This is a genomic window from Nitrospira marina, assembly GCF_059568365.1.
Genome location: NZ_JCANTH010000001.1, coordinates 3,587,583 through 3,599,509 on the forward strand (window position 1 = coordinate 3,587,583; position 11,927 = coordinate 3,599,509).

Annotated in this window: 11 protein-coding genes; all 11 read right to left on the bottom strand. The window is 54.0% G+C overall.

Going from position 1 to position 11,927, the window contains the following annotated elements:
- Position 1: 1 nt before the first annotated feature.
- Complete coding sequence (locus LX98_RS15285; protein WP_496429724.1) at positions 2–1,381, bottom strand: GH1 family beta-glucosidase; 1,380 nt, start codon at positions 1,379–1,381, stop codon at positions 2–4.
- 141 nt (positions 1,382–1,522) lie between these two features.
- The gene (locus tag LX98_RS15290) at positions 1,523–4,663 is read right to left on the bottom strand and encodes a discoidin domain-containing protein (protein ID WP_496429725.1); all 3,141 of its coding nucleotides are present in this window, start codon (positions 4,661–4,663) and stop codon (positions 1,523–1,525) included.
- Complete coding sequence (locus tag LX98_RS15295) at positions 4,660–5,496, bottom strand: ABC transporter permease subunit (protein WP_496429726.1); 837 nt, start codon at positions 5,494–5,496, stop codon at positions 4,660–4,662. The genes LX98_RS15290 and LX98_RS15295 overlap by 4 nt, the downstream gene beginning before the upstream one ends.
- A gap of 724 nt (positions 5,497–6,220) precedes the next feature.
- Entirely contained in the window at positions 6,221–7,102 is an 882-nt protein-coding gene (locus tag LX98_RS15300; protein ID WP_496429727.1) for an ABC transporter permease subunit, read from the bottom strand.
- Positions 7,099–7,302: a hypothetical protein gene (locus LX98_RS15305; protein WP_496429728.1), complete on the bottom strand. Its 204-nt coding sequence runs from the start codon at positions 7,300–7,302 to the stop codon at positions 7,099–7,101. The genes LX98_RS15300 and LX98_RS15305 overlap by 4 nt, the downstream gene beginning before the upstream one ends.
- Before the next feature lie 212 nt (positions 7,303–7,514).
- Positions 7,515–7,724: a hypothetical protein gene (locus LX98_RS15310; RefSeq protein WP_496429729.1), complete on the bottom strand. Its 210-nt coding sequence runs from the start codon at positions 7,722–7,724 to the stop codon at positions 7,515–7,517.
- Positions 7,708–7,983, bottom strand: coding sequence for a BrnT family toxin (locus tag LX98_RS15315; RefSeq protein WP_496429730.1), 276 nt, complete (start codon positions 7,981–7,983; stop codon positions 7,708–7,710). The genes LX98_RS15310 and LX98_RS15315 overlap by 17 nt, the downstream gene beginning before the upstream one ends.
- Positions 7,984–8,066: 83 nt before the next feature.
- On the bottom strand, positions 8,067–8,291 hold the full coding sequence (locus LX98_RS15320) for a DUF5615 family PIN-like protein (protein ID WP_496429731.1): 225 nt from the start codon (positions 8,289–8,291) through the stop codon (positions 8,067–8,069).
- Positions 8,288–8,518 (bottom strand): DUF433 domain-containing protein, encoded by a 231-nt coding sequence (locus LX98_RS15325; RefSeq protein WP_496429732.1) that lies wholly within the window; start codon positions 8,516–8,518, stop codon positions 8,288–8,290. The genes LX98_RS15320 and LX98_RS15325 overlap by 4 nt, the downstream gene beginning before the upstream one ends.
- A gap of 500 nt (positions 8,519–9,018) precedes the next feature.
- Entirely contained in the window at positions 9,019–10,329 is a 1,311-nt protein-coding gene (locus LX98_RS15330; protein WP_496429733.1) for an extracellular solute-binding protein, read from the bottom strand.
- 1,177 nt (positions 10,330–11,506) lie between these two features.
- A complete protein-coding gene (locus LX98_RS15335; RefSeq protein WP_496429734.1) occupies positions 11,507–11,866 on the bottom strand; it encodes a putative periplasmic lipoprotein in 360 nt (119 codons plus the stop codon).
- Positions 11,867–11,927: the final 61 nt, after the last annotated feature.

Sequence of the window (11,927 nt, forward strand, 5' to 3'; positions counted from 1 at the left end):
TTTACGTATGCACGGAAAGAGGCAGAAAGGGTTCGTCCAGAACCGCACCATTGGATTCGATAATTTTCGAATAATACCGGGCTGTATCCTTCGGCGTGCGTTCAAGAGTCTCAAAATCGACATGCACAATGCCGAATCGCTTGGCATACCCATAGGACCATTCATAGTTGTCCATCAGAGACCAGGCCATATATCCTCGCACATCAACGCCTTTCTCAATCGCGGTCCGGACCGCGCACAAATGCTGGTTCAGGTAGTGCATCCGCACCGGATCAATGACCCGTCCATGAATCGCTTTCGGCGGATCAAAGAAGGCCGAGCCATTCTCGGTGATATACAGCGGCATCTCACCATAACGATTCTTGAGCCAGAGGAGCGTGTCGGAAAGCCCGTCCGGATAGACCTCCCACCCGGTTTCCGTGTAGGTCTTGTGGGGCTGGCGAACGGTCCTGGCCCTGACAGGCAAGCAGTCCGGGCCATCACCCGTCACGGCCCGCGTGTAATAGTTCAGCCCGACAAAATCGATCTTCTGACCAATAAGCTCGAAGTCCCTGGCAGGCCATTCAGGCCAGGCGTCACCGAATATCTCCGCCATTTCCTCCGGATAGGATCCCAGGAGCGCGGGATCAAGAAACTGCCGGTTCATATACGCATCCGCCCGATTGGTCGCCGCCAGATCTTTGGGATCCTCCGATACCGGATACTTCGGCTCGATATTCACCACCAGGCCGATTTCATGAGCCCCGACCGCACGATAGGCCTGAACGGCCGCACCATGAGCGCGCATCAGATGATGAGCGGCCACCGGCGCTTCATAGTGAGAAGAATGCCCAGGGGCCAGTAGGCCATGCAAATAGCCGCCATCCGTGACCACCCAGGGTTCATTTAGTGTGGTCCATTTTTTTACCCGCCCATCCAAACGCCGGTACATCGCTTCGCCATAATCGGCAAACCAATGCGCAATGTCCGGATTCAGCCATCCGCCAAGATCGTCCAATGCTGCGGGCAAATCCCAGTGATACAATGTCAGGAGCGGTTCGATCCCGGCCTCCAGAAGGCCGTCAACAAGTTTTTCGTAGAAATCCAGGCCCTTCTGATTCAGGCTTCCTTTGCCTTCAGGAAAAATACGCGCCCAGGCCACCGAAAACCGATAGGCCTGCAATCCCAGCTCCTTCATGAGAGCGATATCCTCGCGCCAGCGATGGTAATGATCGCAGGCGACGTCACCGGTATCGCCATTCAGAATATTTCCGGGCGTGTGAGCAAAACGCTGCCAGATGCTTGGACCTGCACCATCGGCCAGCGGTGCTCCCTCAATCTGGTAGGACGATGTGGCAGCACCCCAGAGAAACCCCTCGGGAAATGTCGCTTGTTTTTTCATCTACGTTTATCCTTTTTTCTTTCTCTGATTTCCATGGGTCAATTTCTTCTCGTGCTCCTCTTGCAACAGACATCAGCTTGGAATTCCTCTCCTTGGTAAGGAGAAGACTAAGGTGGGGGACCCATTCGCAGCAGCTGGTTGTTATTGGGATGTCCAGCCAACGTCCAGATGCCTTCCATTTAATGTTACCCTGGCGTCGCCCTTCAGTGAAGCTGGTAGAACAAAACCGCCGGGTGGCATAGTCGATCCTTCCAGATCTACGCGCACCTGCCCGCCTTCCTCACGTGCCGTATAGGATACTTCGCCATACGGGGTTCTCAGCCCCCGTACGCTGATCCCTTCACCCTGCAACCAATTTCGCGGAAGACCCGCGCCGATAACCAGTGAGGCGGTTTCTGTATCAGCATACACAAACAGATCAAGCACCGCCCGGATGAAATCCGATCCCACCCAGGTATGGGGCATATCACCAATGAAACGCGGATCCCGTTCAAGCCGGCCGATCACCTCGCTCCATTGGTTCCACGCGGCCGGGCGACGGTCCCGCATATAAAAATCAAGCAGGGCATGGGCACGTTCCAGCTCACCCAACCGCACAAGCGCACTCACCTGACGAAATTCATAGGGGGTGTAGACAGTCCACGTCTTGGTGCCATCGCGCCGCGCCACAAACTCGGACCAGGCTTTTTCAAACGTGGCTATCAGCAACTCTCGTGGCAGAGCTGACGCCGCCCCGGTCGGCGAAAGCGCGATCGTCGTGGATGTCGGGTCAAAATCTTTTCGGTCTGCGGCCCCCGGCACGTGCCCGAGTTCTTCGCCCAACAAACTGACAGACGCGCTGATATCTGCGGCAAATTCAGCGGCATCTGCCCTGATGTCAGCTGCGCGGTCAGGGTGACCCAGTTCCTCAGCAAGAAACGCCGCATCATTCAATCCTTTCAGACCCCAGAAATTATCCCAGAATGAATAGGCCGGACGGTCCAAATAACCTTCATGGCTCACCGATGCCGGTAACAGACCATAGAATGCCTTGCGATCATCTTGACGGTTATGCTCCGTGCGTTCCGACAGCCTCAAGGTATCCAGGGCCGCCGCAGCCTTGTCCACATGAGGCCACATCATCTCGGCAAAGGCACGATCCCCGGTGTACCGGTAAATATCCACGATCAGAAAAATCAGTTCTCCATGGCTGTCATTCTCCACAACCGGATCCGCACCACGCTTGTCCACACAGCAGGGAACTTTGCCACTGGAAAACTGGTACGGTGCATACCAGCGGGCATACTCAACCGCAGGGTCGGTCTGCCCGAGACGCAGGAAGCTTTCACTCATCATTGCGCCATCACGTATCCACGAACGGGCATAGGTGCGTGGACCCGGACGCAGTGCCGGCCCGTCGCGCGTGATCATCATATGCGCCAACGCGGTTTTTAAACTATTGAGCATCGGCATGGATTCAGGTGGGCCCGAAATGTCCACTTGATTGAGGATTTCCCGCCATTCCCCGGCTGCGGCCTTTTCTCCGGCATTAATGGCCTCGCGGTTCAGGTCGGGCGCAGACCCCCTATCGGAATCGAGGACCGTGACGACGGAAACTTCGCGAGCCTCACCCGGCTTCAGATCAACATGAAAATACATGACGCCGGAGCCGAAGCCTCCCGGCGCCACGAGGCTTTGCGAAACCATGCCTGCCCCGGCATCCTGTACATGCGGAAACCCGGCCCGTTCAAATTCCGCGAGCGAGACCTGGTCCGGCTTCAGCTCAGGATACACAGACCAGTCACCATTTACCTGAAACGCGGCACCATCCCAGCCGAGTTGATCAATGTTGCTGACACCACCCACAAGGTTCAGAATCTGCGTAGGCGGATCGACCTGCATGGGGCGGATGGCAAGAGCCAGGGTGAACGTTCGAGGGATCGTGCCGGTATTGACCACACGATATCTGGTCACCACATCACGGGCATGGCCGTCCGTTCCCCCTTCTCGTCCAGCAGGAACTGGCGGACGATGTGCACTGATTTCCAATGATAGGCCCTCATGGGTCCGGCGCACGCGCGGCAAGGGCAGATACTCATCCAGCAGGCTGTGATGGTGTTCGCCATCGGCCCAGCTCAGCACCGACTCATTCTCAAGAAGAAACGGCTCAATCGAGAACGCGCCGGGGCCCGGTTCCATGGCGCCATCTTCAGACAGTAATGCCGACCGGCCACCTTGTGGAGGGCCAACGATGGTCCAATAAATCTGCTCACCAAGGAAACTGCGCGGATACGATCCCTTTTGGGCTTCCCTGGCTAAGGACAAGAGAAACCGATTGTCATCCTGCCCGAATTCCGGTGGTTCAATCCGAGCTTCCAGCAAGCCAATCCGTGCTCCCGATGCCGGGGTCAGTGAAAGACGAACATAACGCCCGAACGCCTCTGCGGTTCGCAGATACCCGATCGTTCCTGACGAGGAAGGCCCGGTGCCCATTTCCCAGTGCGGCATGGTCCATTCTGTTCCGTCTTCGGAAAGGGCCATGTCCATCGCCTCCGGCATTTGACCCTCGGCCCATCGCAAGGTCAGTCCGCCAAGATCGCGTAAATAGCCCAGATCAAATATGAGTTCAGTGGGTGTGTCGGCAGTCCAGGTGGTTTCCGGATCACCGTCAACGACGGCAGGGGCAGGGACGTCGCCGGCCATTGCCACGACCGGCGGAATCATGGCGGGCGGCTCGGGAAGTGGCCGCATCTGGAGGGTATCGAACTCGACCGTCCCTTTGTCACCGGTTTCGCCAAGAATCACAAATTCAAATTTGGCGATGGTATTCAGATCATGGTCCTTGATCGGCCCCCAGGCAAAGTGGATATCGCTTCGCCGAATACGAACGGTTGTCCAGTCCGGAGGAAATTCGTAATCATGAAACTGCCTCCACCAGACATTCGCTCCGCTGTCATCAACCAGCCGAATCTCAAAAGTAGATTGTGGCGCATGACCCCTGAGCGTGAATGCGATCTCGAAATTGTTCGACAGATCAAGCTGAATTGCGCGATGTACATTGGCAGTCCCGGCGGTTTTAAGTTCATAAGCCAGTTGAAGCGCATTGCCCTTCACGCCTTCTGCCATCCTGATCGAGGCCTCGCTGTATTCCGTCGCGATGGTCTTCCATTCCCCGACATTCTCAAAACCATCAAGCAACCGAAAATCATTGGCGGCGGGATTCTCCCCGAATGCACACACCGGCAATAACAACCAGGCCATGCCGACAAAGAGGAAGCCGGTTGCACGCCATACACCTCTCATCCTTTGACACTTCCCGCAAGATTTCCGCTCATATAAAATCGCTGAAGCATCAGAAACAGAATCAGGACCGGTGTCACGGTGATCACCGCCCCCGCCATCATCAGTTCGACATCCTGCACATGCTCACGTGACAAAGAGGCCAGCGCAATCGGCAGGGTATATTTATCACTGTCGGTCAGGACGATCAGCGGCCATAAAAAATCATTCCATGCGGCCATAAAGGTAAACAGCCCCAGTGTAATCAGAATGGGTGTCAGTAACGGCACTACGACCGACCGGAAAATGCGTAGTTCGCTGGCCCCTTCAATCCGGGCCGACTCGATCAGTTCCGTCGGAATGGACAAGGCATACTGCCGTACCAGGAATATACCAAATATGCTGGCCACAAAGGGGATCAGCACTCCGATCCAGCTATTCACCAACCCCATTCCTTTCAACATCAAAAACAGCGGAATCATGGACACCTGGGCCGGAATCACCAGGGCACTCAACAGCCCGCGGAACAGCAGGTGCCGCCCCTTGAACTCCAGCTTGGCAAACGCATATCCGGCAGCCACATTAAACGTGAGTGACAACAGGGTAGCCGCCGTCGCGACAAACAGGGAATTCAAGAAGTTCCTTCCCATGCTGGAATATTCAAAAAGCTTAATATAATTAGCCAGCGTCGGATGCTCCGGCAACAGCGGCGGTGGAAAATTGCTGGCCTCTCCCGGAGCCATAAAGGACACACTCAGCATCCACAGCAACGGGATCAAAGCAAACGCAGCCAAAAACGACAAGCCGAAATTCACCCCGGACCCTCTCCACAGATGTCTCATGGACTTACCAGTCATTCAGAATTTATAGCTCCCCGCTTAAATTCATAACTGAAAATTTTTTCTCCCATATAGTTCGACGCCTGCCGTCCGGTCCTTGGGTCGGACCCTCTCATAAACCGGCGGACTTTGTTTGAGCGTAGCGAGTTAGGCCGCCTTCCTCGTCTTGCGTCCGACCCATCTTAATGTGACCGGACGGGGCGTCCATGGTTTTGGCCACTTTTGCCGAATCAAAAGTGGCTCGGCTGCCGGGCCGAGACCCGGCACCTCAGAACTTCACGTCAACACGAGAGTAGCAGCCACCCGTGCCATACGTTCTCATCACAACACGATTTTCCTATAGTGATTCCAATGAATATACAAAGCCATCGTTATCTGTATGCCTTCCTCGCCGCTGCGGGACGCCTGCCGGCTGGCCCAAGGGAGGGACGCTCTCATCCCCAGGCGGACCTTGTCTGAGCCCCGCGAGTTGGTCCGCCCTCCCCAAGTTTGCGTCCCTCCCCTCTGATGAGGCCAGACGGGGCGCGTCAATGGTTTTGGCCACTTTTGCCGAATCAAAAGTGGCTCGACCGCCGGGGCGAAACCCGGCAATTATCATGAACTCTAAAAATTCCAGGTTGTGCATACGTGAAATTTTGATGCCTTACGCTCCGAACCAATAGGTCGTTAATGGAAATGCCTAGAGTAAACCCAAATTGGATTCCCGCTACTCATCATTAAACCTGTAGGACCAGAACCAAACTTACACTCCACTTCCATACCGCCGCATCACCACAAGTTGCCCAATTGCCGCCACAATCATAAATACAAAAAGAATAAAGGCCACGGCGGATGCCGACCCCAGGCTCCACCATTTAAAACCTTCTTCATACATCAGATAAATAATGCTGAGCGTACTCTGGACGGGTCCGCCCTGTGTCATCACATAGGGTTCGGCAAACAATTGGAAGTATCCGGCCATGGTCAGCACCCCGACGAGAAACAGTGAAGGAACGAGGGAAGGTAATGTGACATAAAAAAAACGCTGGAGGGCATTGGCCCCGTCAATCCGTGCAGCCTCATACAAATCGCCGGGTATCGCCTGGAGGCCCGCCAGAAGAATGATCATATTGTAGCCAAAGTTTTTCCAGACCGCGAAAAGGATGATGGACGGCATGGAAAAATGGGGATCACCCAACCAGTCCACAACGGGGAGGCCCAACCAGTCAAGGGAATAATTGATCAAGCCATAACGGGTATGCAGGAGATATCGCCAGATCACCGCCACGGCCACAATCGTCGTCACAACCGGCGCAAACAGGGCGGTCCTGAAAAATCCCTTGAACCGCACCATCTGCCCATTCAGCAACAGTGCCCCTGCCAATGAGACGAACACCGAGAGGGGCGCACCAACCAGCACGAAATACAGCGTGTTACCCAGGGCCTGCCAGAACAGCGGCCGTTGCAACAGCTCAATATAGTTTTGGAAACCCACAAATCGCAGGTTGGAAAGATCGGCCAGTGCATAGATATCAAAGTCCGTCAGACTGAGAGCCAAGGCCGCCAGCACCGGCAGAAAGAAAAAAACGGCAATGATCGCCAGCGCCGGCCCTGCAAACAGCCAGCCTGCCACAGACGATTTCACAACGGGGCTCCCTCTTCACGCGCCAGCATCCAGCGACTTTTCTCCAGAATGCGATCGATCCGGCTATCCAGTTCACGCGCCGCCTCGGCGGCCGTCCATTGCTCATGCACCGCACGCTCCGTCACCATGTGTGGTTCCGGCACGATGCGTTCCCCCTTTCTAAAGCCTTGTTGGGTCATGGGAATCCCGCAAACCTTCATCACGTATCCCAATGTCCCCAAGATGGCGATGTATCTGATCAAGTGACTGTATGATTTAAGGTTTCAGGAAACAGCGATGCACTTTGGAGTGGAGAGTTATAGCGTCGTGAGCTGGGCATAGGCACAGGTCCAGGGGGGCCGGGCAGGGACCGATGTAGGTATTTGATAAATATGGTTGACTTTATGGGGGGTCGCACGTACCGCCCGTCGATTTACTGGGGCTGATGTTTGCCGTCCATGAGATTTGCAAGACTACGAAGCGCCTGGTTCACCGATTCGGAATTGGGAAATCGTTCGGCTACATCAGGGGCTAAAACGACCACGTTCGATCCTTGATGGTAGGCTTTTGCATATTTCCCCCTCACACCCAGTGAGAAATCATATTCCTTTCTCATTTCATCGTTTTCAGATTCCGTGCTCATAACATTCCCTTTCTCGTTTTGTAGCAAGTCGGGCGCTTATTATTCTTACCGTCTCCAATCGGTCTGTATGCACAACCACTATAGTTTTTAAATTTGTCGACACTCCTATCGTTATCCATCGGGCTTCTTCTTGTGAGTGATCTGGATCGGGGCTTGTGATGGATAATGGGTCTCCAAAAATTGTTGTGGCTTCCTCGAAAGAAATTCCGTGTTTAGAAAAATTGAACTGCGCTTTAGAGGAGTTCCACTCAAATCTCATATTGGCCGGTTAAAACCATATCACACGAAAAACCGATTGGCCAGATGAACAACACGGTAGAGCCCAGAATTGCCAAGTTGACACTAAAGAATGACTGATGGTTTTTTTTCGTGACGCAGGGCAAGCAATGTATCAAAGTCGGTGTCAGCGGAAATAATGATTGGATCTTCTCTGGTAGCTCGGTCGAAGATGACACGGTCCTCTGATCCTTGAAGTCCGTATTCACGGACATAAACGGCATCGTAACCCGCCATCTTCAACCCTTCGGCAAGGAGCGGAGATAGCGCGTTATCAACAAGAAACCTCACGTTTGAGCAGTGAGCGGCAATTTTCGCTCGCGGACCGCCTCAGCCGCATATTTCAAGGCTTCGCGGACATCCTCCGAGCACAGATCAGGATAGGCCTTCAAGATCTCTTCTATGCTCATGCCGTCTGCCATCATCGCCACAATAGTGGCCACAGGAATCCGGAGGCCCCGAATGCATGGCACGCCATCCATCTGGTGGGGATTAATGGTGATTCGTGTAAATTTCATAGGTTATTTTTTCTTTCCGTCATTGTAAACCAACAGTCGGTTGGGGACAATCTTGGGCGGGGGTTATTGGGTGAAAGATTCCAGGGTCGTGGTAGACCAACCTGCAACCTAATAATGTGGCGCATACGGATTTTCCCTGGGTAATCAGCCAATCTACTGAACTTCTTTGGAATTGAATCGGCTTTGAATTCCTCTCCTTTGTAAGGAGAGGCAAGGTGAGGTAGAGTCCTGGTACCCTCGGCAAGACACGATGGGATCAGCCATTCAGTGCTGTGAAGAGGCTACCTCCCCTCCGTCTTTGTTCCTCTTCGGAACAAAGCCTTACAAAGGAGGGGGACTCAAAGACGATCAACCTTTCCTTTTACCCAGGTGAATGTCTGAAGGTCCAATAATGTATTCGGCTTGATCAATCACGCGTTGACTGGCTCCCTAGGCGAAAAGTTGCGCCATGGTCTTGTCCACCGGAGTCGGAAAGGCTCCTCGTAGGATATGGTCAATTTTTACGACTTTGCTCCCCCATCCCGCGCCAGCATCCACCGACGTTTCTCCAGAATGCGATCGATCCGGCTATCCAGTTCACGCGCCACTTCTTCAGCCGTCCATTTCTCATGTACCGCCCGCTCCGTCACCATGCGTAATTCCTGCACGATGCGTTCCCATTCAGGGATTTTCGGTGCCGGTAGCGCGCGCTCAAGCTGCTCCCTGAAAGCCACGAGGTACGGATCTGATTCAAGCCGCTCTCCGCGCCAGCTTGACCGACGCGGCGGTAGATTGCCACTGATCTCATAAAACTGTTGCTGAATTTCTGGACGGGACAGGAATTCAACCAGCCGGAAAGCCGCATCTTTATGCTCTGAATCTTTAAACACCACCAGACTGGAACCGCCCGCTGTCGAGGCACCCGGCCCCGAAGGCCCCGGCAGGATGGCCGTCATCCAGTCATCCTGCAGATTGGCAGGCAACCGGCGGCGAAATTCGCCGATATTCCACGGCCCGGTGAGATAGAAGGTAAAGTGGCCGCGTGCAAATTCATCCCACACATTGGCAATGTCGGTTTCACTGGAAGGCGGTGCCAGTCCTTTACGGAAAAAGTCGAGATAAAAATCAAGGGCGGCCACCAGCTCAGGACTGGAAAAATTGCCATACCGGTCACCGTCCCGCAGCAACGGCACACCTTGCTGAAGAGCAAGGGACACCTGCATCTCATATTCATTCAGTGGCACGTAAAAAGCAAAATTGTCTTTTCCAACATATTGCTTCACCGCCGTTGCCGCCTGCATCCATTCAGTCCAGTCCCGTGGAGGGCGAACAATCCCGGAAGCCTTAAGAATATCCTGCCGGTAAAAGAGCAACCGCGTATCCACATACCAGGGCACCCCGTACAAGGTATCGCCAATAACGTTCGTCGCCCAGATCCCCGCGAAATAATCCTCTTCCTTAATCACGGAAGAAGCCTCTGACATCTCGTCCAACCCGGCAACGGCATCAAGCGCCGCAAACTCCGCGATCCAGGTATTGCCCATTTGAGCAACATCAGGCAGGACGTCTCCGGCAAACGCCGTCAGCAGTTTTTCATGGGCCGAGGTCCAGGGAATCTGCTGGACAATGACGCGAACCCCCGGATTCTCGCGCTTAAACTCTTTGAGCACCTCAGGAACAATCTCCCCTTCACGACCCATCGCCCAGAACTTGAGTTCCTGAATATCTTCTTCACCGTCCCCGTTTGTGCAGGCAGCCAACATGGCAGCCAACACAATGAAGGCAACTACAAACATCCCCGCTGTTTTTTTACACGATATTTTTTGGCTCATACAAAATATAGGCGTCCTCGCTCTTTCATGTGTATCGCTGAAAGATTTGTCTCCCCTGCTCCGACGCCTGCCGTCTGTCCCAAAGGAAGGACGCTCTCAACACAACACGTTCGTACGATAGTGATTCCAATTCATTTCCAAAGGCATCTTTATCCGTGTGTCCTCCTCGCCGCTGCGGTGACGCCTTCCGGCTGGCCAAGGGAGGGACGCTCTCATCCCCTGGCGGACCTTGTTTGAGCCCGGCGAGTTGGGCCGCCCTCCGCAAGTTTGCGTCCGTCCCCTCTTATGAGGTCAGACGGGGCGTCAATGGTTTTGGCCAATTTTGCCTCCACAACAAAGGTCGCGCTCTCCGAGACGCATCAGGCAAAACCTCGCTGCCGGGGCGAAACCCGGCAACACAGAACATCTCGTTGACACGAGAGTTGGAGTCACCAATGCAATGCGTTCTCATCACAACACGTTCGTACGATAGGGATTCCGATTCCTTTCCAAAGGCATCTTTATCCGTGTGTCCTCCTCGCCGCTGCGGTGACGCCTGCCGGCTGGCCCAAGGAGGGACGCTCTCATCCCCTGGCGGACCTTGTTTGAGCCCGGCGAGTTGGGCCGCCCTCCACAAATTTGCGTCCCACCCCTCTTTTGAAGCCAGACGGGGCGTCAATGGTTTTGGCCACTTTTGCCGAAACAAAAGTGGCTCGTCTGCCGGGGCGAAACCCGGCAACACAAAACATCACGTTGATACGAGAGTTGGAGCCACCAGGGCAATGCGTTCTCATCAGCGCGCGTTCTAATTAGTAAACCCAAGATTGACTCCCGATAAACATCCTCAAGCTGTAAGACCGGACCCATACATTCTGAATGATCCTATTTTTCCCGCCCTATTGTCATGCTGTACAGTCTGTTTTTCGAAAGGATAAAAGAATAGGTCGAGCATCACCCGCTACTCCGGAGATTTCCCGGATATACGGTAGCCTCACACGCGGCACGGTTCTGTCAAGGTTCTGGGGGGTTGACGGACTGGTGTGTTGGAGACCCAACCGAGAAGCTACATTTGTTGCATGGGACAATTCCCGTTTTTCGCGGTCTCAGGCATTTCAGCGCCTACCGGATGAGATACCGACTCTGTGAATACGCCCCATTTCCTTTGCAAGCTGCTAGGTTAATAATTCCCCTATTACCGTTAATGCGGATGTACTATGGCAATCCACCCGCAATCAGCTCCTTGGGCCTTGATACCAAATGATTCGCCTGGCTGAAGGGTACGGCGCATGGCACGCGGTCGGTCTTGGGGCCCGGTGGGGGGGATAACAAAGCCGGTTCCATCGATAAAGAGATTGACGTTGGCAGTATTAATGACTTGAACGCTAACATCGATCGGGTTATTAGACCCGTTATCGTATACCCGTGGGATATCCCCTTGATTCTGTGTACACGGATTGCCGAAATCACTGGAAAGAAAAATAAAGCCGTAGCCTTCCTCATTAAGGGTTGCGCATCCGGCAAGGAGAATGAACGCGGCCAGTGGTAAAAGATATTTCATTTGTCTTCCCAAGCGCCTTGCACGAAACGACTCAGATTGCACGCTATTCTTTTCCTTCATG

Excerpts from the sequence above, each read along its gene's own strand:
- LX98_RS15285 (WP_496429724.1), bottom strand. The coding sequence starts at position 1,381 with ATGAAAAAACAAGCGACATTTCCCGAGGGGTTTCTCTGGGGTGCTGCC.
- LX98_RS15290 (WP_496429725.1), bottom strand. The coding sequence starts at position 4,663 with ATGAGAGGTGTATGGCGTGCAACCGGCTTCCTCTTTGTCGGCATGGCC.
- LX98_RS15295 (WP_496429726.1), bottom strand. The coding sequence starts at position 5,496 with ATGACTGGTAAGTCCATGAGACATCTGTGGAGAGGGTCCGGGGTGAAT.
- LX98_RS15305 (WP_496429728.1), bottom strand. The coding sequence starts at position 7,302 with ATGAAGGTTTGCGGGATTCCCATGACCCAACAAGGCTTTAGAAAGGGG.
- LX98_RS15310 (WP_496429729.1), bottom strand. The coding sequence starts at position 7,724 with ATGAGCACGGAATCTGAAAACGATGAAATGAGAAAGGAATATGATTTC.
- LX98_RS15315 (WP_496429730.1), bottom strand. The coding sequence starts at position 7,983 with ATGAGATTTGAGTGGAACTCCTCTAAAGCGCAGTTCAATTTTTCTAAA.
- LX98_RS15325 (WP_496429732.1), bottom strand. The coding sequence starts at position 8,518 with ATGAAATTTACACGAATCACCATTAATCCCCACCAGATGGATGGCGTG.
- LX98_RS15330 (WP_496429733.1), bottom strand. The coding sequence starts at position 10,329 with ATGAGCCAAAAAATATCGTGTAAAAAAACAGCGGGGATGTTTGTAGTT.
- LX98_RS15335 (WP_496429734.1), bottom strand. The coding sequence starts at position 11,866 with ATGAAATATCTTTTACCACTGGCCGCGTTCATTCTCCTTGCCGGATGC.